Here is a 21,515-nt window from a genome sequence, read left to right as displayed (position 1 = left end):
TGTATGCTGTCGTCTATCAAATGGAATAGGACGTCTGCCGTCTGGAAGCTCGTTCAGAGCGGGAATCGCGTTCCATGACACGGTCCAATATAAGCTGTTCAAAATAAGCAAAGCCGCTATCTCGTTCCCGTGGACGTGGAAGTGTAATGGCTACGTCGAGTGCGATGGCTCCATCTTTCATTAACACGACACGATCGGCAAGTGCCACCGCTTCGCTGACGTCATGGGTGACGAGAATGACAGAGAAACGCTGCCTTTGCCACAGCTTCTCGATTAAATCCTGCATATCAATGCGGGTCAATGCATCGAGCGCTCCTAATGGTTCATCTAGCAGCAGCAATCGTGGATGGCCAGCTAATGCCCGCGCAAGCGCGACTCTTTGCCGCTGTCCACCTGATAATGTACTGGGCCATACATGCGCCTTGTCTTCGAGTCCGACCATTCGCAGTGCTGCTGCAGCATCGTCCGGATTTCCGCCGCGCACGCCAATTCGCACATTATCGATGACTTTTTTCCAAGGAAGTAGTCTAGCATCTTGAAACAACACCCTCGTATCAGGATCGATGCCTTGTATCGTTTTTCCATCGAGCAGCAGCGTTCCGTCTGTTGGCTCATCCAAGCCAGCTACTAAGCGAAGCAGCGTACTTTTGCCACAGCCGCTTTTCCCTACGATGGCGATAAATTCTCCGGGTTTAACCTGAAGGTTTAGTTCCTCCAACACAGTCACATGATCGAATTGCTTCCATACTTGGGAAGCGGAGAGTGAAGATCCGAATACACCCGTACTCATAAGGAGGTCACTCCTTTCTTGCCAGCCTGTTGTCCTTTTCCGTAATTCGGATGCCACTGCAAGAACAGCCTTTCGCACCATTTGGCGATTGAATCAGACAGTTTGCCAAGCAGTGCATATAAAAGGATGCTCAAGACGACGACATCCATTTGCATAAATTCACGGGCATTCATGGCCATATAGCCGATGCCTGAATCCGCTGATATCGTTTCCGCGACGATGAGTGTAATCCACATCGTGCCCAGTGCAAAGCGCACCCCGACGAGAATGGAGGGAAGTGCTCCCGGAAGAATGATATTGCGGAATAACGCCCAGCCTCGCAGTCCATAAACTTTGCCCATTTCAATTAGGCTTGGATCGACGCTGCGAATACCGTGGAACGTATTCAAATAAATAGGGAACGCCACTCCGAGTGCAACGAGGAAAAGCTTCGCTGCCTCGTCGATTCCAAACCATAGGATAACGAGCGGAATGAGCGCAAGGTGAGGAATGTTACGAACCATTTGAATCGACGTATCTGTCAATTTCTCAGCCAAAGGAACAACCCCGTTCAGCAGACCAAGGCTAAAGCCGATGCTCCCGCCAATCGCGGAACCAATAAGCGCACGTCCTGTACTTGTTCCAATATAGTCAAATAGCATGCCGTTGCTGATTAAAGTAATAAGCGCTTCTATGACAGCGATAGGTGTAGGTAGGATACGAGTAGATATAACTCCGAGCTGACCAAGGACTTGCCACAATAAGAGTAAGGTAATCGGAACGACCCATGCAATCCATGAGCGGTTCTGCCATCTTTTAAGCGTGCTGTCGAGCCGTGCTCTTTGCATCAGCAGTCACCTCTTTCGTGGAACGGATAGCTGCATGGCTTGGTGGTCGGTCATTGGCGATAATTTCACCGAGAGGACTATTTGCAAGGTCGGCTTCTTCTTGCTGTTGAGGTTGTCTAATTGGGAGCAGCGGGAATAGCAATTCAGCTGTGCGGTAAGCTTCTTCTAAATGCGGATAGCCGGACAAAATAAAGGTTTCGATACCAAGCTCCGCATACTCCTTGATTCGAGCGGCAACGGTGTCAGGATCACCCACGAGTGCTGTCCCTGCTCCCCCTCTTACAAGTCCGATTCCGGCCCATAAGTTCGGGCTAATTTCCAGCGATTCACGGCTGCTGTGATGAAGCTGCGCCATCCTTCTCTGTCCTTCGGAGTCATAACGGCCGAATACTTTACGTGCAGCGGCTATCGTAGCATCGTCAACATATTGAATCAGCTGTTCAGCAGCTTGCCAAGCTTCTTCGTTCGTCTCACGTACAATGACGTGTAGGCGGATTCCGAAGCGCAGCGTGCGTCCTTGCTGGGCAGCAAGTTGCCGTACATGATCGATCTTCTCTTTTACTTGTTGAGGAGGTTCGCCCCACGTTAAGTAGACATCGACATGCTCAGCCGCCACCTGCTGACCAGCAGATGATGAACCGCCAAAGTACAAGGGTGGATAAGGTTTTTGAATAGTAGGATATAGATTGTTACCGCCGCGAACTTGCAGATGTTTGCCTTCAAAAGACACTTCTTCTCCAAGCAGTTCCTTCCGCCAAATATGAAGAAATTCATCCGTCAGCTCATAACGCGCATTATGATCAAGGAATACACCTTCACCAGCCAGCTCTACAGGATCACCGCCTGTCACGATATTAATGAGCAGCCTGCCTCGGGAAATGCGGTCAAAAGTAGAGGCCATACGAGCTGCTAGAGTTGGGGACATCAATCCTGGGCGGAGGGCGACGAGAAACTTCAGCTTATTTGTGGAGGAGATCAAGGCAGATGCCGTTACCCATGCATCCTCGCAGGATTTGCCGGTAGGCAGCAGCACACCGCTGTAACCTAGTCGATCCGCCGCCTGTGCGATTTGCTGCATATAAGGAAAATCGACTGCGCGTGCTCCTGTCGTTGTACCTAAGTATTTGCCATCACCATGTGTCGGAATAAACCAGAATATTTCCATATAGAACCCTCCATTATTTTTTATTTGCGGTTCGATAGTGCTTCTTTGACCTGTATCGGCTGTGGTATCAAGCCGAGCTTAGCGAAGGTGTCAGCTACTTTTTGCTGTTCCGCGATAACGTTGTCGCTAATTGGAACGCTATTGTATTCCCGTCTGCTAGAAGCCAGCTCTAGGGAAGGGATATCAATGCCAAGCTGTGGGGATAACAATTTTGCCAACTCTTTATGGTTAGCGTTTGCCCAATCTCCGGCTTTGTTCAGCTCTTCAAATAAAGCGTCGATAATGTCAGGATTGTTTTCCGCGAAGCTGCGTACCGCCAGATAAAATTCAAAGTTGTTCACAACGCCTTCACCGTCGGCAACGATTCTTACATCGAGGTTCTTTTGAGCAGATGCAAGATACGGGTCCCAAATTGCCCATGCATCCACACTTCCACGCTCGAATGCAGCTCTCGCATCAGCAGGCGGCAGGAACACAGGCTTTACATCGCTATATTGAAGTCCAGCCTGCTCTAGCAGCTTTACGAGCAGATAATGAACATTAGAGCCTTTGTTTAATGCAATCTTTTTGCCTTTAAGGTCAGCTACAGATTGAACGGGGGAATCTTGAAGAACGAGAATAGCTTCACTGTGCGGACGCGATGCTTCATGAGCTAAATAAACAAGTGGAGCTCCAGCCGCTTGAGCAAAGATTGGCGGTGCTTCTCCGGTATGTCCGAGATCGATACTGCCGACATTAAGCGCTTCTAGCAGCTGCGGCCCTCCAGGGAACTCAGTCCATTCCACTGCAACACCATCTTGCTCCAGTCTCTTTTCTAGCCCTCCGCGTACTTTAAGGAAGTTGGGTACCCCATATTTTTGATAACCGATCCGAATGACCTTAGCTTTACTTTCATTATTTCCTTCAACTGCGGCGTTCTGTTGCTGCACACCGCCGCAAGCGCTCAGCACCATCAACAATAAAGCTCCGACAGCAATCCATTTAAATGTACGAATCGTTTTTAGCAGCATGTTCTCCACGCCCCTTTTCCTAATTTGTAAAAATGACAGTTAGGAACGCGAAAAAGGAGATGCCTCCCTCTTCATTCCCACAAAGAAGTGTTGGTCATCTCCGGTTGTCCGGTAGATATATAATACCTATGAGATTACTTGGTATTTTGGTTGGCAGTTATCATAACATTGGAAAATTTTTGTGTCAATGGGCTAGTACGGATATTTTCCTGTTTATCGCATCGGTCTCTAGACGGATTACGCCTCCTTTTAAAGTTGGTTGTGTAAAGGAATTGGACTCTATATAATGATGAAAAGTGTTCATCCACTTTTTAACAACTACGATGATATCTTATAGGAGGAGCATTCCATGATCAATTTTCCAAAGCCTGATGCAGAGCAGTATTATAAATCATTTGTCATTCGAAATTTTGATGTAAGTGCTGATGAATCAAGACTCGTATTCAGTTCGAATATGAACGGAAAGTTAGATATGTATGCAATCGAGCTTCATGATGAAATCTCTTATCCTTATCCATTAACCTATCAAGGGCAATCATGCAATTTTATAAAAATAGATCCACAAGGCCGTCATATATTAGCTGGCTTCGACCATGAAGGGAATGAAAGTTACCATCTCTATGCGCTGCGTCCTGAAGGTGGTGTACCGTTAAAGTTGGTGGAAGGGGAACCGACAGATAAATTCTTCTTTAGCTCCCTATCGGAAGATGGACAACGTCTCTATTATGGGACTTCACAGAACAATCCGCAGTTTATAAATACATATGCCCTGGATTTGAAAACGAGAGAGCAGAAGTTAATCGTTGAAGGCAAAGATGCAATGACATCTCTGCTTGCTGTGAGTCCAGATGAAAAGAAGATTGTGTACGGGAAAGGATACTCTAATACGTACCATGTTGCTCTCGTTCGAGGGGCAGATGAGGTAGAAGCATGCTTGACACCAAGTGCTGATGAAGAGCAAGTGACAGCCAATGTACGGTTTATTGATAATGATACGATTATTTTTACAACGGATTATAAAGCTGAATTTGCATATGCAGCAAAGTATACGATTTCAACAGGCGAGTTCCAGACATTATTTGAAATACCGCAAGAGGGCGTGTCTGAGCTGCACTGGCATAAAGAATCCCGTTCCATCTATGTGCTGACCGAAAAGGGAGTAGAGGACGGACTTTATGTGTATGCGTATGATACAGGAAACTTAGAGGCGCTGAAGCTTCCAACCAGTGTTGTAGAACACATGCATGTGGCAGCATCAGGCAAGCTCTATATATTGGCTCGAGGAGCAGTCGATCCGGATAATATTTATAAATATGATAATGGAAAATGGACGATGTTGACGCGCAATATCGTGCTTGGACTTACACGGGAAGATCTCGTCACTCCAGAGACGGTGAAATATACGTCATTCGATGGCATGGAAATTGAGGCATTGTTGTTCCGTGCCAAAGATGAATTGGCCAATGGTTATACGATTTTCTGGCCGCATGGAGGGCCGCAGTATGCGGAGCGCAAACATTTCCGTTCGATGTTCCAATACTTGCTCGCTGAGGGCTATCATCTTTTCTGTCCGAATTTCCGCGGCAGTACCTGCTATGGCCGATCATTCACGAAACTGGTAGAGCGAGAATGGGGCGAAGGGCCGCGTAAAGATTGTCTTGCCGGTATGGATTGGCTGTTTGAGCAAGGGATATCGAGCCGAGAACGACTATTTGTAATGGGTGGAAGCTATGGCGGCTATATGACCTTGCTATTGGCAGGACGCAATGCAGACTATTTCCGTGCGGCAGTTGATATTGTGGGAGTAAGCAATCTGTTTACGTTTGTGAAGTCTGTGCCAGAGTTCTGGAAGCCAATGATGGATCGTTGGATTGGTGACCCAGAGCGTGATCATGAGCGCTTTGTTAAAGACTCTCCGATTACGTATCTTGATCAGATGGTGAACCCAATGCTAATTATTCAAGGGGCAAATGATCCGCGTGTTGTAAAGGCAGAATCCGATCAGATTGTAGAAGCGCTTCGTGCGCAGGGACGTGATGTGGAATACCTTGTCTTTGATGATGAGGGGCATGGCATTTCACGTACGGAGAACAATATTACAGCTTGCCGCCGTGTATCTGCATTTTTAAAGCGAAATCAAGGGTAGTAAATATGTTGTGGACAAAAGTGCAGCTATTTGAAGTAGAAAACTTCATTTTGTGAGTAATAAGGACAATTGTGCAGTTAATTTTCTCGATTTGCATTTGAAATAGGCAAGATTGCTAAGATAGATGTATTTTTGCCGATAATATCTCAAATAAGGGCATTTTCAGATTAAATAACTGCATATTTGGCACTAATCTAAATGAAGGGTCTTCCGAAATTACTTCTGAACAGATAGCTAACAAACAGTTCAATAACTAAATAAATAACTCAGTACTTAACAGCCCAACAGCCTAACACTACAAACGATATTCGTTCGTAGTGTTGGGCTGTAGTTGTTTGATGGACAGGCTGAGGTAATGACGGTAGTTCGTCTGATTGTACAACTATGATCGACAGCTGGTATTCGGTTTCTTTGTCGTCTATGATGAGGATACAATAACGATTGTGGAGTGAATGAAATGTCTGGCATATTGCCTATAGATGAAATATTACCCGCGTTGCGCGATGTGCTAAGCGCGCGGACGGGAGCGGTGTTAGTGGCGGAGCCGGGGGCGGGTAAGACGACCCGTGTCCCGCTTGCGTTGTTGGATGCGCCATGGCTTGCTGGCAGGCGCATCGTAATGTTGGAGCCGCGCCGCTTGGCGGCACGCGCGGCTGCGCAGTATATGGCGGCGACGCTTGGTGAGCGCGTCGGCGATACGGTTGGCTACCGGGTGCGCATGGACACCCGGGTGAGCCGTGCAACGCGCGTCGAGGTTGTGACCGAAGGCGTCCTGACGCGCATGATGCAGGAAGACCCCTCATTGGAAGGGGTCGGACTGATTATTTTTGATGAGTTCCATGAGCGGAGTTTGCACGCTGATTTGGGACTAAGCTTGGCGCTCGAAGCGCAAGCTGTGCTGCGCGAGGATTTGCGCTTGCTTGTCATGTCAGCGACGATTGCGGCTGAACTGGTAGCTGAACTGCTGGGAGATGCGCCAATTGTTCGAAGCGCAGGGCGTATGTATCCGGTAGACACTCGGTATGTACCGCTTCGTGCGCAAGACCGAATGGAAGTGGCAGCAGCACGGCAAATTGCAGCCGCGCTTCAGGATGAGACAGGAGATATGCTCGTGTTTCTCCCAGGTGTCGGAGAGATAAGTCGGGTTCAGCGGGAGTTGGCGAGTATATTGTCTCGTCAGGCTCATGGTGGGGAGTCTGGTCCAGTTCGGGTAAAGGTGCTTCCACTGCATGGACAACTGCCGCAGCAAGCACAGGATGAAGCAATCGCACCTGCTAAGCAGGGAGAGCGTAAAGTAGTGCTTACCACTTCTATCGCGGAGACGAGCTTAACAGTAGATGGTGTTCGAATTGTCATCGACAGCGGATTGATGCGTGTATCTCGCTATTCTCCAAGAACGGGGATGACAAGACTCGTAACGGAGCGAGTAACACAGGACGCAGCTGATCAGCGCCGAGGTCGTGCGGGAAGGCTAGGGCCGGGGGTCTGCTATAGACTGTGGTCAGAAGCGGAGCACGGTCATTTGGCGAAGCAGCGCTTGCCAGAAATATTGGATGCAGACTTGGCATCGTTGGCTTTGGAATTGGCAGCATGGGGAACAGATGTGAATTCACTAGCATGGTTGACGCCTCCGCCAACCGCCGCTTTGCAGCAGGCTGAGCAGCTTTTAAGGCAGCTTGGTGCGCTGAACGCGGAAGACAGTATTACCGAACACGGACGCCAGATGGCACTGAGCGGTTTGCATCCACGGCTTGCCCATATGCTGTTGAAGGCGATACCGCTTGGTGTGGCGGAACAAGCTTGCCTATTGGCAGCGATGCTGCAGGAGCGGGATTTACTGAGCGGCGCAAGTGGCAGAGGTGGGGCTGTGGGAAATTCGGGAACGTCCTCGTATGTTGTCTCTAACCCAGATTTGCTTCTCCGATTGGAGCTGCTGCTTGCTCATCAGCAAGAGCAGAGGGAGAAGTATTCCGATAATACCACCTTTACAGATTCACTTGGTTTAGGAGGTTCTGTTTCATTAGATGAGGCGGTCGTGCGCCGGATTAAGGATGAGGCAAAGCGTTTATCCAGACTTATCGATGAAAAGTGGACAGGGACTTCTCGAAAATCTGCTATTAAAGGTGATGGAGAGTTAAGAGCGGCTGGGGAATTATCTAATAGGGTATATAAAGTGGGTTATTCAAGTGCTACTAGCGAGACTAATAATGCTAGTGATACTAGTAATAAAGGTCATGGGAAAGTGTCCAATGGAGAAGTCGAAACAAGCAGCGTCAACGATTTTAGTGAGATTTTTAGTGTATTTTTGGCTATGGCATATCCAGATCGAATTGGCAAACGGCGTGAAGATGGACGTTATTTGCTAAGTAACGGGCGTGGAGCTAGTTTCACTGGACAAAATGGAGGCCATTCGGCGCACACATTTACAGGCTCGTCTGTGAGAGTTGGTAGAGCACAGCATCGTATCCATTATGCACCTTACATCGTAGCTGTTGATTTGGACGACCAAGGTACCGACAGTCGTATCCGTTTAGCGATAGAGGTACAGAAAGAAGCTTTTGAGCGGTCTATGGCCGATCAAATCGAGAATGTAGTTGCCGTTGAGTGGGACAAAACAGCTGAGGCGGTTCGAGCGAGAGAAGAAATTCGACTTGGTGCCATTGTATTGCGTGAACGTCCATGCTCCAATCCTGATGCGGATGAAGTATTGGCCGTCCTTATGGAAGGCATCGCCCGACATCCGCTTGGTATTGGGATGCTGCCATGGACGAAATCCGCGCGCCAATTGCAGGCGCGACTAGCGTTCCTGCACCATCACCGCCCTCATGATTGGGCGGATGTCTCAGATGCCGGGCTCACCGCCAACATGGCGGACTGGCTCGCGCCCCATCTGTACGGCCTCAGTAGCCGCCATGACCTGCAGAAGCTGCAGGTCATGGCGCTGCTGGAAGGGCTGCTGCCGTGGAATCAGCGGCAGCAGCTTGACGACGAAGCCCCGACCCACATCGCAGTGCCGAGTGGGTCGCGCATCGCTGTCGACTACACCAATCCCGAACAGCCCGTGCTGGCCGTACGCCTGCAAGAGCTGTTCGGGATGCGGGAGACGCCGCGCATCGCAGGCGGCGCCGTCCCGCTGACGCTCCACCTGCTGTCCCCGGCACAGAGGCCGGTGCAGGTTACGCAAGACTTGGCGAGCTTCTGGCAGAATACGTACTTTGAGGTCAAAAAAGACCTCAAAGGCCGTTACCCGAAGCACTACTGGCCAGACGATCCGTTGGTAGCAGTGGCAACCAGACGCACGAAACCTTCCAACACATAAAAAATAAGCCGAATCCTCATAGGGATTCGGTTATTTCATTTGAACACGGTACTACTAGCAGTTTGAATGCTAAAAGTAGATTTGCATGCACATCTGTTGAGTAATCGATTAACTGAATAATTAAATAAGATACAATTCCTTTGCAGACATGATCCTCGGACCGCGCTGTATCGTTCGATAACTTACCCGGATTCCTCTAACGGGCGCCATGAACGTTATATTCGTGACATCATTCATTTCAGATTAGTAACGGTTGTAGTTGAGCTTACTTTAGCAATGAGGGTAAATGATATCGATCACTCTGACAAATAAGCACTGTCATACCCGTTACATTTCAAAATCCATCTATATGCAAAGAATAGCTTCTATGGCAACCATTAGCGCATTTGCCCCTCGCTTTATATCAAAGACGCTTGATTACCCTGTCCGAAAATGTTCTCATAGTTAGTAATGTATGGTAAGATTTAAGTTAGAGATGTAAAGAGAGGGGAATCTATACACATGTGGAATACCTTGAAATGATTATTTAATTGGATAGAGATAGCGGCGGTCCTTCTCACGTAAGGATGCGTTTATTTGTCTATCTTAAATCATTCAAGGGGCACATGGTGTGGTCAATTATATTCCCATTACCGAGCAGATACCTTTGTGTATCTGTTTTTTATTTATGGGTAAACATACATCTCTATTGACACAATCATAGGGTCCCTAAATTGGGGGAGTTTTAATGAGCAGTCATTACGAACAAGAAGAAGCACTAACAGGAGGGAATGTCTCCAGTGTATCTCGTATGGGAGATACGGTACGACGAGAGATAAAGCCTGATAGTATTACTATTCATACATTGCTAAAGCATCTTGAGAGCAAAGGCTTGCATGGTGTGCCACGGTTTCTAGGTATCGATGAACAAGGGAGAGAAATCTTATCTTTTATCGAGGGTGAGGCTGGCAATTATCCGTTAAAACCATACATGTGGTCGGATGAGGCCTTAAAAGAGATAGCAAAGATGCTTCGTCTCTATCATGATGCGGTGAGTGATTTTCCGATAGATGAACGTTGGCAATCCCTTGATAACACCCCGCAGCCATTTGAGGTGATGTGCCATAATGATTTTGCCATCTATAATATTATTTTTAATAATGAGAAACCAGTAGGTGTGATTGATTTTGATTTGGTTGCCCCTGGTCCGAGACTTTGGGATATCGCCTATACGCTTTACACTTGCGCTCCTTTAAGTAGGCTTTATCATACGGAAGCAGGGGAAGCTATTTATTATGATCGGTTGAAAGATGCTGAGCGCATCAAACAAAGGGTTGCCTTGTTTTTTGATTCCTATGGTATGGAGGGAATTGAAAAAGGGTTTGTAGAAATGGTGCTGCTGCGCGTAGAAGGGTTATGTAAAACGATACAAAGGAAAGCCAAAGAAGGCGATATGGCGTTTCAAAAAATGATCGATGAAGGACATTATGAGCATTATCAAGAGGAACTTCGATTCATTCGCGAGCACGGAAAAGAGTGGATGTAAGGGCTTTGCCTTAATGAACTAACGGTATGCAGCGTTTAAAAGAGACTATCTTTTGATGGTCTCTTTTTTCATGGCGTATGTTGGAGTGTCGATTTAGTTGTTACGCGCATGTTGATATGTGATCGATATCATAGTATCTCCCTTTCTTATTCTGATTTAATGTCTTTATTTCTTGTGTTTATTGCAGCGTTTTCGTTACTTCTTACAGCTGAGTTTGTCATGCTACCGCATATACATATAGAAACAGGATGTAAGAAGGGGGAGTCATTCAATATGCTGCTCCATCTGCTTGGTACAGCTGCTTATGAGGGTATTCCATCCTTGTTTTGCCGCTGCACACTATGTCAACAAGCTAGAAAGCTTAAGGGGAAAGACATTCGTACTCGCACGTCAGTCGTGATCGATCAGGAGTTGAAGATCGATTTCCCACCAGATACACTGCTGCATATGCTGCGCGATGATTTAGATTTGGAGGATATTCAAGATCTGCTCATTACCCATTCTCATTCTGATCATCTGTACGCAGAGGACTTAGAGGCAAGATTGCCCGGGTACGCGCAATCAGGAGATGAGCCCATTCATATTTATGCCCATGATATGCCTCTTACTCGTATCCGTGAGCGAATCGGTCATACGAGTAAATATGTGCTGCATCGGGTGCAGTTATTTGTACCAACCAAGACACGTACAGCGACAATTGTCGCGCTGCCTGCCTATCATATGGACGTAGAAACCTGTTTGCTTTTTTGGATCGAAAAAGGCGACTATACGATATTGCATGCTCATGACAGCGGCTGGTTCCCGGATGAGACATGGAGTTGGCTGGAACAACGAGGTCAGCAAGGGCACAAGCTAAGTGCTGCCATATTGGAATGCACGATGGGGAATGACCCTGATTCCGGTACGCATATGAATGCAGCAGAGGTAATGAAGACAAAGGAACGCTTAATCGCGTGTGGGGCGGCTGATCAACATACTGTATTTATCGTGACCCATTTCTCCCATAACGCACATCTGACACATCAGGAGTTAATTGATTTATTTGAGCCGCAGGGTATTCAAGTAGCTTATGACGGCATGAAGATACAGCTGTGACAACTCTTTCATCTTTGCTTCTCATGAACATTGATTACTATCCGCTTTGGATGTGCAGGACGAAGATTAGAGGAGTGGGAGCATCATATGTCGAATCCGTGAACAGAAGGAAAGGTTCCATAACGTTTCTACCTTCCTGCTATCGCGTGTTGCGGGCAAATCACGTACAATAAAAGGGAATGCATGTACGCATTCCTTTTTTCATGAGAGTAGAAGAAATAATCTATAACTCCCATATTTTATCTCAGAAAGGAGGAGCAGGGGAAAGTGTTGGATAACGTAATGGACGAAGTTAGCGTCTAGCGAATCCGATACGATTACTTCCTCCCTTAAGAGGCAGAGAGATCTCCTGCACGAGTTAGATGAAAGCATTGATGTATATTTTGGTCATCATCTGCTTTATGGATACATTTGTACAACTGCCGGTCGTTGGACCTTATGCGCTTCACCTAGGAGCGAGTTCTCTTGGGGCTGGGCTGGCTATTGGTATGTATTCTTTGACCAATATGTTGGGTAATATTGCAGCAGGACGCTGGATTGATCGCTATGGCGGCAAGCGTGTGCTGTTGATTGGTTTTATACTTACATCCGCTGTTTTGCTGTTGTATTCACAAGTGAATACGGACACCCAGCTTATCGCGGTAAGATTTTTACATGGTTTAGCAGGGGGATTGCTTGTACCGAGCGTGTTTACTTTAATATCTCGACATGTGCCTGACGAACGTCAAGGGAAGTCGATGGCCTTATCTGGCGCGGCAGTTGGCTTAGCTGCGATTATTGGTCCAGCTACAGGCGGTATTATGAAAGCAAAGCTAGGATTCGAAGCGCCTTTCCTTACAGTAGCGGCTTTGCTGGCTATTGGCGTTTTGTTGACGATATTTATTCCTCGCACAGCGGGTGAACGTTCAAACGGGGTCAAGAGTAGTGCTGAGCTGGCAGAATCACAACCTAGCAGGCTCCAACCAGAGAGCAGCTTTAGAGCCTTGTTCGCTATGCGGCCTGTTGTGCAGTCTTATATCGCTGCATTTGCACTGATGTTTGGGATGGGTTCGCTTACTTTCGCGTTACCGATAAAGACAGATGCGCTGGAATTCGGGGGCCAAGCTTCAGGAATGATGCTGAGTACGTTCGGTGTCGTGGCTATTATGGTCTTTATGCTGCCAACGAACCGATTGTTTGATCGGGTAGCACCGTTAAAGCTCATTATGCTTGGTGGCGGGATTGTGATTGCATCCTTGCTGACATTGTCCTTTACAACGGATCAGACGATGATGTATATAACGATGGGTGTATACGGATTAGGCTATGCACTTCTATTCCCTTCGATGAATACACTGCTCATTCGCCATGTTTCGGCAGCAGATAAAGGTAAAGCATTCGGCATGTTCTATGCATTTTTCTCACTTGGTGTAGTCGGGGGTTCTTCGGGTATTGGTTACTTGACGAGCAGCTATGACACAGGACTTCGTATTGCAGGATGCGTATTGGCTGGATTGCTAATTATGATTGTGTTAGTTGGAAAAGTACAACTGAAAGTCAGCGAACGTGTATAACAATTGTTGATGTCGGAATAGAAAAAAAATCCATACTGTTTTCGATATTACTGGTGATATCATGTAATTTATAACATATTTCGGGTCGTCTTTTTTAAAAAAAAGTGAAAAATAGTGTGTATAGAGCAGTTCATCCCGTTTCCTTCTTACAATTTTAGTGTTATTATGTTTCTAATATTTCAAATTGATAATATAAGAGGGAGGCTAGCTATGGACCTATCTATTACACTTTCCGAGCTGGAACAGTTAGATAATGACCAAAAAGTTGAGGCGCTTAAATCTTTACGAGCAACTTACAAAGTATCAGACATACGCAAAGGGTTAGGATTCCCGCACAACAATGCTTACTATATGTGGTTGAAGAAACACAAAATCTATGATCAAGTGACAAAGAAATATGATTTGTCGATTCCACTTGATAACGATCGTCGTTCTATACATGTACCTTCCCTACCGATTCAGGAAGAGATTCATTTGGCAAACGGTGACATCCAATTAGATGTGCAAGGCTTCGCTTCAGGCGTGGCAACTTCAAAAATGCTGCAAAAGTATGCTGCATTGCTGAGTGATCAACCACAATCTGTTCATATTCGCATTTCTATTACATCTAGATAAGACAAAATCTCATTTGAGTGATACTTATAGATTATGCAAAAAATAGCCACCATTGCGGTGGCTATTTTTGTACGCACTTATTCTTTTGTTGGTGAAGTCCAAGAATCAATCTCCTTGTCATTCGGAAGAAGAAGACTCAGTAAACCGAACAGCGGCAAGAACCCGCATATAAACATAACCGTTTCAATTCCACGAGCATCAATCCATTGACCAATTGCTAAGCTTCCTAGTCCACCCATGCCAAAAGCAAATCCTGTTATAAGACCTGACACAGTACCGATACTGCCAGGGTGAAGTGCTTGCGTATAGATAACCGTAGTAGAGAAGCTCGTGAAATAGACAAATCCACTCAAGCTAAGCACAACCATTGCCCAGGACAGCGGCAAATGAGGCAATATCAGTGCGAATGGAATAACGGAAAGTAAGGAGGTAATAATGAGATTCCTTTTACCAAAACGATCTGCCAACGGCCCGCCAAAGAACGTACCAACTGCACCAGAGAGCAGGAAGGCAAAAATATAGACTTGAGCTGCATCAATCGACAATCCGTATTTCTCAATTAAATAGAAAGAGTAATAGGTGCCGATTGCCGATGAATACCATGAGCGTACAAAGACAAGTACGATAATTATGACTGTTATCGTCCATACCTTTCTACGCTGGGCAGAATCCACTTGGCCTTGAGGTTTGCGCTTGGCAAATACGTAGCCGTTGTTCAGGGAAGCTTGATACCAACGTGCGATATAGGTTTGGACAGCAATGCCTGCTGCGGCAATAGCAGTAAAGCCTAATGCGCCCATTTGTCCAAAGGGGATGAATACCCATTTCGTTAATAGTGGGGCAAGTGACTGTCCCAAATTACCGCCGACTTGGAAAATGGATTGGGCTAAGCCTTTGCGGCCGCCGGCAGCCATATGAGCGACTCGCATTCCTTCTGGATGGAATATAGCTGAGCCGAGGCCGACGAAGATGACGGCTGCCATGACGACTGCGTAAGTTGGTGCAAAGGCAAGGACAAGCATGCCTGTAAAGGTGAAGCACATGCCAATCGGCAGCAGCATAGGCGTAGGCCTGCGATCCGAGGCGAAGCCAATGACAGGCTGCAAAATGGATGAAGTAACGTTCAGCGCGAAAGAAATCCAACCAATTTGGGTGTAGCTAAGCTGCATGGAGTCTTTCAGGATCGGAAAAATAGCTACGATAACCGCCTGTATCGAATCGTTGAACAAATGAACGAAGCTGATAGCCAGCAAAATGTTATACAGCGTTCTGGGAGCTGGTGTCGTTTGCTGTGCATTGAGCTTATGCTCATTTTTCGGTTGGGATACGACAGTATGATTCGTAGTGGCTGCTGATGGCTGTGACATCAGGTTGGCACCTCGCTTTATATGTAAGAGGATGTATACCAATATCCATTCTTTACTAACGGATTTAATAGTTAACGATACTCCTGTATGTCGGGGGCTGCAATATACAAATTAGCCCGAAAAAGGGAGATATCATATCTCTTTTTCATCTGAGCGGGCATATGCTGATTATTTTGCAAAAATGATAGGCGTTAGTAACGTTTAGCGATTCTGCTGATTAGTCGATGAAAAAGCACCCCTACCGTATGCACGGGAACGATTCTTTGTGGAAGGTTCCAGTGTTTACGATTAGAGGTGCTTATCGATGAGCTAGTTATTGAAGTGTAATGCAATTTCATTTTAGAAAATGAGATGTGCGATACCAACGATAATTGGCAGCGTAATAATCGTACGAAGCAAGAAAATAATGATCAAATCGTGCAGCTTCACAGGAAGCTTCGATCCAAGCAGTAGTCCGCCTACTTCAGACATATAAATAAGTTGAGTAACCGACAAGGCAGCAATGACAAAGCGAGTTAGTTCGCTTTCGATACCGGATGCCAATACCGTAGGCAGGAACATATCTGCGAAACCGACCATGATCGTTTGCGATGCTGCAGCCGCTTCAGGCACACCTAAAAGATTTAGAACTGGAATAAATGGTTTGCCGAGCCATTCAAACACTGGCGTATACGTTGCTAATGCAACGGTAGCTGTACCAATGGCCATTACGACAGGAAGAACGCCGATCCATAAGTCTAAGATGTTATGGAAACCGTTCTTCATAAATGCCTTTGCACCTTTATGGTTTTGTGCTTTCGTTACTGCTTGATGCAAGCTCCAGCGCCATGGTTTCCATTGTGCAGGGATCATTTCATCCTGCTGCGGTTCTACGCCTTCATAATACGTATCGGCTTTGCGAGATAACGGCGGTATACGCGGCATAATGATCGCGGCAATAATGCCAGCAAAGGTGACTGTCGCATAGAACGGTAGGAATAAATGTCCCAGCTTAACATTGGACAAGACAATGAAGGTAAATGTAATCGATACAGCTGTAAAAGTAGTACCAATAACAGCAGCTTCACGCTTTGTGTAATAACCTTCTTCGTATTGCTTGCTTGTCATCATGACACCGATCGTTCCGTCTCCAAGCCAAGAAGCCATACAGTTAATCGAGGAACGGCCTGGCAGCTTGAAGAGTGGACGCATAATCTTTGTCATCAATGTGCCTGCGAACTCCAGCAAGCCGAAGTCGACGAGCAGTGGCAGCAGCAAGCCTGCTAGCAGGAATACGACGAACAAGCCGGGTAGCAATCCTTCGAGCAGCATTCCACCCGTATCTGCTGACCAAATCCACTCAGGACCGATCTTTAACAGGACTGACCAAGCGAATAGGAGTCCTACCGTGCGAACCGCGTACCAAAATGGTGTTATATGAAATAAGGTACGCCATAGCGATTTCGCTAACAGCTGTTTAGGCTTAAGCAGAAGGGAAATCGTAGAGCCGACCCATGCGATTGTAATGATAGCTACCGTAGCAGGAGCGATAAAGTCACCCAGCAGGTGCTGAATATATTTAGCTAAGAAAGCGATCGGTACTGTCACTTCGCCATTCCATGTAACAGGAACGACGAACAGCATAAGGCCGATAATGGATGGAATGGCAAAGGCTAAAATGGAAGCGAGCGTTGGCCATTTATCCGGCGACGGTACCGTTTCTTTATGTGAATTCATGATCTGTATCTCCTATACCGAAATAAGTATAAATATGCAACAAGGACAACTTTATACGATTCTAGGTCAAATTCCAACCCTCTATGGGATGGAAGTTATTAACACGTAGTTATTGGGGAGGTTAATATTCATCTCGGGCAAAGGATTCGATGCCCTAACGGTCGCCACGAAGGCTATTTCGTGTATACGGATAGATTTTGAAATGTAACGGGTATGAGAGCGTTTATTTGTTAGAGTGAGCGATATCATTTACCCTCATTACCCAAATAAGCTCGACTACAACCGCTAAAAATCTGAAATGAACCATTTCATGAAAATAGCGGTCATGGCACTCGTTAGCGAAATATGCGTGCAACAGATGCGTATTTTTCATGTGTACTCACAGTAACAGTAGTATTCCAACAAAAGGATGATTCGTATGTACTTAGTGGAAATTCGTTATACAAAAGCATTGGAAGAGGTTGACCAGCATTTGCAGGCGCATTTGGCGTTCCTGGATCGCTATTATGCGGCAGGCAAGTTTCTTCTGTCAGGGCCATTTGAGCCGCGGGATGGTGGGATCATTATTGTTGATAGTGATGATGAAGAGGAAGTAAGAAGGATGATAGCTGAAGATTCCTTTTACCAGCATAACGCTGCGGAGTACAAGATTGACCGTATTCGGATTACGCGTGCTGATGCGTGTTTGAGGGATAGGTTGTCTTTGTCCTGAAATGAATATGTAGACACCTAGATATTAGATAGTAAATAGTTGGTGTTTCACTTCGAATACGTCAAAATCCCCGTTAAGGAACCATGCTGCTATCCTTAACAGGGATTTTTGTGTTATTTCTCGGGAAATATTGTCATCAATTGACGTTATCCGTCGTAGCGCTTGCTGCGATAAAGCGCTAAGCAAGCGACAACAGCTGCTGCCATCCATGCGGATACAATCGCTATCGGCTTCCAAATGTCTGCAACTGTGCCGCCCTCCAACAAGATGCCGACTGCTGCTGATAGTTGCTCCGTTGGCGTATACACGATAAGGGATGTAAGCAGTTCAATATTAAGTGCAGGAGCATACATAGGTCCCATTAAGAATAACAACATGATTGGCATACTAATGAAAGAGGTTTCCATAGCTGTGCGGGACAATAATCCGATAATCGTACCGAGAGCTAAGTAGAGAATGATGCTAGGAATCAATATGGCAATTAAACCGGTCAATGGGATCGTATCAATGCCAGCGACCATATAAGAAACAACCATAACGATTAACGTCATTATCATCGCAATAAAGCTTTTGCCAAGTAGAACCTCGGTAGGACGAGCTGGTGATAACATGAGCACGCGGAGCGTATGCTTTTCTTTTTCATCTGCGATCATCATCGCTTGTACGCTAGCTCCGGTCATAATGAGCGCCATATTAATGGGCAGCGTAATAAAAAGGGGATTGACTACATCATCCATTAGAGAACCAACAGCATAAGAAAGTAAAATTGGGATAATAGCTGTCAATAACAAGGTCGAATTTTTCAGTGCATCTTTATATTCTTTTACAATTATTGCGTTTAATCGGTTCATAGATAACATCATTTTAATGTACCCCCTGTAAGTGTAATGAAAATATCGCTTAATGTTGGTTCATTGGAGTGGATCGACTTCAGATTACCTTGGCTCATCCATTCGTAAATTCGTTTTGCGGTTTCTTCATTTTGTGTAAGGTGATAACAACCTTCTGTTGTTGAGACGGTAACGGAGTTGTCCGAATAAGTGAGCCGCAATTGCTGCGGTGTATCCAATGCTGCAATACGACCTTGATGCAAGAAGGCGATGCGGTCACATAATGCTTCCGCTTCCTCCATATCATGTGTAGACAGGAAAATGGTTGTTCCCGCCTTATTGAGCTGGCGTAATGATTCATGAATATTGCGTGTATTGGTCGGGTCTAGTGCCGAAGTTGGCTCATCGAGAAATAGTAGCCTCGGTTCATGCAGCAGAGCACGGGCCAACGTTACACGTTGTTTCATCCCTTTTGATAAACTTTTTACTGTTGTTTTTCGTTCGCTGCTCAAGTTAACTTGTTCTAACACGGTAGCGATTTGTTTGGTATGAATGCCGTAAAGCTTGCAGAACAGCTCTAAGTTGTCTTGAATGGTTAGTCTTTCATATAAGGCACTGTTATCCGTTAAAATTCCGATTTGGCGCATATGGTTATGGCGCTCGGCTTCCGTCATTTTCGCCAGATCAACGCCGAATACAGAAGCGTGTCCGCTGGATGGAAGCAATTGAGCCGTTAATATTTTTACTGTCGTCGTCTTGCCTGAACCGCTCGGTCCGAGCATGCCGAAAATTTCTCCTTGTGCGACTTCGAAGTTAAGTTGCTGCAGTGCTGTTTTGTTCCCGTACGCTTTCGCTACGTTCTGAATTTGAATAATGGAAGTCATAAATGCACCCTCACTTTGCGATGTATGATGGCGGGTATGTCCCGCATGTTTAATGAAGCGTATTAAATAGTTGTGAGCGGATTAGGAGCGCAGCTGTTTATGGTGTATTTCCTTCACTGTTGCTGCTGCTGGCGTATTACTTTTGCTGTCGTTGCTTGCTTGTTGCCCTCGCCGTTCACAATCTCATCGTACGCCGTATGGTCATCGATCGCATTTGTTTTGCCATGAATAGATCATTATTCAGGCTGAGTGGTACACATATGAAACATGAATGGAACATTAAATTATGCTGATATGATCGAAAAATGGGCCCTTACAGACCCATTACGTTCTTCATTTCTTCGTATTTATTTTTAGATAGCGGCACCTTGCTTTTCTTATCGTCATCAAGAATGAGACTGTAGCTGTTGCGCGACCAAATGATAACTTCACGGATGCGTTGAATATTTACGATATAAGAGCGATGACAGCGAAAAAATCCGTATACCCTCAATTTTTCTTCCAATTGCTGCAGTGTCATGGAGCTCGGATATACATCAGACTGTACATGCAGGTGAGACATGCCATCTTGGCTTTCTACATAATTAATATCAACCGGATCAATAAGAATGATCTTGTCTTGAATGCGTGCTGGAATTTTATCCAGCTTAAATGGAGTAATTATCGTCGATGCTGCTGTTTCAGGCTCAGAATCATTTGTAACAACATCCTCAGGTTGAACGGAATTCTCTTGCAGAGACGCAGCATTTGCCACTTTTGTCTCCGTATGTGCGCGCTCATCTCCATATACAGTTACATGGGAAGTTGCGTGTTCAGCATTTTCTACAATCGTTGTGTCTGCCATATTGTCTGCTACGCTTAAGTCAGTTTTATTATCGATAACATTACTTTCTTCATCCTCTTCAATAATGACTGATTTAAAGCCTGTCCTCGTCCAACGGATTACATTCGGAGTAAGTGTTAATGCATCCTCAAGGGCGGGAACGGTCAGTAATACAGTTGTTCCTTCCTCAGTCACAGCTTGTATCCATTGTCTGAGCAAATAACTGCCTTCCATATCAAGCTGGAATTCAGGATCTTCGATAAGAATAAGATCAGGGCGTTGAGCAGCAGCCCGGGCCAAATGAAAGCGCCGCTGCTCAGAAGGAGTAAGCTTTCCAAGTGCGATATGCTGCTTTTCCTTAAGACCGACGAGCTGAAGTAAGGATTGAACGCGTGCTTTATCTTTTTTGCCATACAACTGCATAAAGAAAGTGAGTGCTTCGCGAGCGTGAAGTCTTTCATATACAGCAGATTGTTGACGTACACAGCTAATAGATGGCAATAGCTCTCCATTCTTACGGAGCGGTTGGCCATGGAGCAATGCTTGTCCAGCTGAGGGTTCTTGCAAGCCGAGCATCACATCGATAAGAAGCTGGCCTGTTATGTGATTGGATTGAATAGCTAAGCATTGCCCGGGGAGTAACTCAAATGAAAGTTTACCGAGCAAAGTTGAGTTTCCTCTCGTAACATGCAGATCACGAACAATAAGACATGGATCTGTGGTTGCATCTAGTGTATTTGAAGTACCTGTTGTGCCTGTCGTAGCTGCCATCATGATGGGCTCACTCCTGTTAGTAGTTAAAATTTGGGTGAATAATAAGTTGCTTACAATGATAATACGAAATATTTAGATAAGCTAGATAAAATATGGTTATTTGTGGGTATCAAAATAATGTTCGTAAAATAGAATATATAAAGATTGATTTATATTTAACAACTAGTCGACATCACCTAAACACGAACATTAATTAAAATTATTGTTGACTCGTTCGTGTTATAGTTCTACAATAGGTGATGTTGCACGAAGGTTACTATAAATAGAATTCATTTCGTTCGTATAACCCTGATAATAAGGTTCAGGGGTCTCTACAAGGAGCCGTAAATTCCTGTCTACGACGAGGCGCGCTTTGTCGCACCTT

The 21,515-nt window shown here is 45.7% G+C and carries 16 protein-coding genes and 1 riboswitch; of the genes, 7 read left to right on the top strand and 9 right to left on the bottom strand.

What is annotated here, in order from left to right; genetic code table 11:
- Window positions 1-16 precede the first annotated feature (16 nt).
- Genes FPZ44_RS17710 through FPZ44_RS17695 form a run of 4 tightly spaced genes read right to left on the bottom strand, consistent with a single transcriptional unit; the run spans window position 17 to window position 3,792 of the window.
- Entirely contained in the window at window positions 17-790 is a 774-nt protein-coding gene (locus FPZ44_RS17710; protein WP_144992258.1) for an ATP-binding cassette domain-containing protein, read from the bottom strand.
- On the bottom strand, window positions 787-1,617 hold the full coding sequence (gene ssuC, locus FPZ44_RS17705; protein WP_144992256.1) for an aliphatic sulfonate ABC transporter permease SsuC: 831 nt from the start codon (window positions 1,615-1,617) through the stop codon (window positions 787-789). Before ssuC ends, FPZ44_RS17710 begins: the two co-directional genes overlap by 4 nt.
- Window positions 1,586-2,782, bottom strand: coding sequence for an FMNH2-dependent alkanesulfonate monooxygenase (gene ssuD / locus FPZ44_RS17700; RefSeq protein WP_144992254.1), 1,197 nt, complete (start codon window positions 2,780-2,782; stop codon window positions 1,586-1,588). Before ssuD ends, ssuC begins: the two co-directional genes overlap by 32 nt.
- A 20-nt stretch (window positions 2,783-2,802) precedes the next feature.
- Window positions 2,803-3,792 (bottom strand): sulfonate ABC transporter substrate-binding protein, encoded by a 990-nt coding sequence (locus FPZ44_RS17695; protein ID WP_144992252.1) that lies wholly within the window; start codon window positions 3,790-3,792, stop codon window positions 2,803-2,805.
- A 349-nt stretch (window positions 3,793-4,141) separates the two neighbouring features.
- Between FPZ44_RS17695 and FPZ44_RS17690 the strand changes: the two genes are divergently transcribed.
- From FPZ44_RS17690 to FPZ44_RS17660, 6 genes are all read left to right on the top strand, one after another.
- On the top strand, window positions 4,142-5,938 hold the full coding sequence (locus tag FPZ44_RS17690; protein WP_144992250.1) for a S9 family peptidase: 1,797 nt from the start codon (window positions 4,142-4,144) through the stop codon (window positions 5,936-5,938).
- Between the two features lie 457 nt (window positions 5,939-6,395).
- Complete coding sequence (gene hrpB / locus FPZ44_RS26905; RefSeq protein WP_261378409.1) at window positions 6,396-9,257, top strand: ATP-dependent helicase HrpB; 2,862 nt, start codon at window positions 6,396-6,398, stop codon at window positions 9,255-9,257.
- A gap of 727 nt (window positions 9,258-9,984) precedes the next feature.
- On the top strand, window positions 9,985-10,782 hold the full coding sequence (locus FPZ44_RS17675) for a phosphotransferase (protein WP_144992248.1): 798 nt from the start codon (window positions 9,985-9,987) through the stop codon (window positions 10,780-10,782).
- Between the two features lie 273 nt (window positions 10,783-11,055).
- The gene (locus tag FPZ44_RS17670) at window positions 11,056-11,877 is read left to right on the top strand and encodes an MBL fold metallo-hydrolase (RefSeq protein WP_186786123.1); all 822 of its coding nucleotides are present in this window, start codon (window positions 11,056-11,058) and stop codon (window positions 11,875-11,877) included.
- 362 nt (window positions 11,878-12,239) lie between these two features.
- Window positions 12,240-13,430, top strand: coding sequence for an MFS transporter (locus FPZ44_RS17665; RefSeq protein WP_144992244.1), 1,191 nt, complete (start codon window positions 12,240-12,242; stop codon window positions 13,428-13,430).
- A gap of 210 nt (window positions 13,431-13,640) precedes the next feature.
- Window positions 13,641-14,045, top strand: a complete 405-nt coding sequence (locus FPZ44_RS17660) for a hypothetical protein (protein ID WP_144992242.1) — start codon at window positions 13,641-13,643, stop codon at window positions 14,043-14,045.
- 77 nt (window positions 14,046-14,122) lie between these two features.
- On the opposite strand, the gene FPZ44_RS17655 is transcribed toward FPZ44_RS17660, so the two are convergent.
- Complete coding sequence (locus FPZ44_RS17655; protein ID WP_144992240.1) at window positions 14,123-15,412, bottom strand: MFS transporter; 1,290 nt, start codon at window positions 15,410-15,412, stop codon at window positions 14,123-14,125.
- Window positions 15,413-15,751: 339 nt separating this feature from the next.
- Window positions 15,752-17,128 (bottom strand): YjiH family protein, encoded by a 1,377-nt coding sequence (locus FPZ44_RS17650; protein ID WP_144992238.1) that lies wholly within the window; start codon window positions 17,126-17,128, stop codon window positions 15,752-15,754.
- Between the two features lie 418 nt (window positions 17,129-17,546).
- On the opposite strand from FPZ44_RS17650, the gene FPZ44_RS17645 reads away from it, so the two are divergent.
- A complete protein-coding gene (locus tag FPZ44_RS17645; RefSeq protein WP_144992236.1) occupies window positions 17,547-17,840 on the top strand; it encodes a YciI family protein in 294 nt (97 codons plus the stop codon).
- Between the two features lie 146 nt (window positions 17,841-17,986).
- On the opposite strand, the gene FPZ44_RS17640 is transcribed toward FPZ44_RS17645, so the two are convergent.
- The 3 genes from FPZ44_RS17640 to FPZ44_RS17630 all read right to left on the bottom strand — a co-directional run bounded on the left by FPZ44_RS17640 (window position 17,987) and on the right by FPZ44_RS17630 (window position 21,151).
- Window positions 17,987-18,703 (bottom strand): ABC transporter permease, encoded by a 717-nt coding sequence (locus FPZ44_RS17640; protein WP_144992234.1) that lies wholly within the window; start codon window positions 18,701-18,703, stop codon window positions 17,987-17,989.
- Window positions 18,700-19,554, bottom strand: coding sequence for an ABC transporter ATP-binding protein (locus FPZ44_RS17635; protein ID WP_144992232.1), 855 nt, complete (start codon window positions 19,552-19,554; stop codon window positions 18,700-18,702). The genes FPZ44_RS17640 and FPZ44_RS17635 overlap by 4 nt, the downstream gene beginning before the upstream one ends.
- 313 nt (window positions 19,555-19,867) lie before the next feature.
- A complete protein-coding gene (locus FPZ44_RS17630; RefSeq protein ID WP_261378408.1) occupies window positions 19,868-21,151 on the bottom strand; it encodes a LytTR family transcriptional regulator DNA-binding domain-containing protein in 1,284 nt (427 codons plus the stop codon).
- 257 nt (window positions 21,152-21,408) lie between these two features.
- Window positions 21,409-21,509, top strand: a riboswitch (purine riboswitch).
- Window positions 21,510-21,515: the final 6 nt, after the last annotated feature.

The sequence above is a fragment of the Paenibacillus agilis genome (assembly GCF_007786455.1).
Classification (GTDB): Bacteria; Bacillota; Bacilli; order Paenibacillales; family Paenibacillaceae; genus Paenibacillus_B; species Paenibacillus_B agilis.
The sequence above is the reverse complement of the archived record's forward strand: the minus strand, read 5'-3'. Positions and strand labels throughout refer to the sequence as shown.

Bases quoted from the DNA above. Each gene is read 5' to 3' on its own strand.
- FPZ44_RS17665 (WP_144992244.1), top strand. From the start codon at position 12,240: ATGAAAGCATTGATGTATATTTTGGTCATCATCTGCTTTATGGATACA.
- FPZ44_RS17660 (WP_144992242.1), top strand. From the start codon at position 13,641: ATGGACCTATCTATTACACTTTCCGAGCTGGAACAGTTAGATAATGAC.
- FPZ44_RS17645 (WP_144992236.1), top strand. From the start codon at position 17,547: ATGTACTTAGTGGAAATTCGTTATACAAAAGCATTGGAAGAGGTTGAC.
- FPZ44_RS17635 (WP_144992232.1), bottom strand. From the start codon at position 19,554: ATGACTTCCATTATTCAAATTCAGAACGTAGCGAAAGCGTACGGGAAC.
- FPZ44_RS17710 (WP_144992258.1), bottom strand. From the start codon at position 790: ATGAGTACGGGTGTATTCGGATCTTCACTCTCCGCTTCCCAAGTATGG.
- FPZ44_RS17630 (WP_261378408.1), bottom strand. From the start codon at position 21,151: ATGATGGCAGCTACGACAGGCACAACAGGTACTTCAAATACACTAGAT.
- ssuD (WP_144992254.1), bottom strand. From the start codon at position 2,782: ATGGAAATATTCTGGTTTATTCCGACACATGGTGATGGCAAATACTTA.
- FPZ44_RS17675 (WP_144992248.1), top strand. From the start codon at position 9,985: ATGAGCAGTCATTACGAACAAGAAGAAGCACTAACAGGAGGGAATGTC.
- ssuC (WP_144992256.1), bottom strand. From the start codon at position 1,617: ATGCAAAGAGCACGGCTCGACAGCACGCTTAAAAGATGGCAGAACCGC.
- FPZ44_RS17670 (WP_186786123.1), top strand. From the start codon at position 11,056: ATGCTGCTCCATCTGCTTGGTACAGCTGCTTATGAGGGTATTCCATCC.
- FPZ44_RS17690 (WP_144992250.1), top strand. From the start codon at position 4,142: ATGATCAATTTTCCAAAGCCTGATGCAGAGCAGTATTATAAATCATTT.
- FPZ44_RS17655 (WP_144992240.1), bottom strand. From the start codon at position 15,412: ATGTCACAGCCATCAGCAGCCACTACGAATCATACTGTCGTATCCCAA.
- FPZ44_RS17695 (WP_144992252.1), bottom strand. From the start codon at position 3,792: ATGCTGCTAAAAACGATTCGTACATTTAAATGGATTGCTGTCGGAGCT.
- FPZ44_RS17650 (WP_144992238.1), bottom strand. From the start codon at position 17,128: ATGAATTCACATAAAGAAACGGTACCGTCGCCGGATAAATGGCCAACG.
- FPZ44_RS17640 (WP_144992234.1), bottom strand. From the start codon at position 18,703: ATGATGTTATCTATGAACCGATTAAACGCAATAATTGTAAAAGAATAT.
- hrpB (WP_261378409.1), top strand. From the start codon at position 6,396: ATGTCTGGCATATTGCCTATAGATGAAATATTACCCGCGTTGCGCGAT.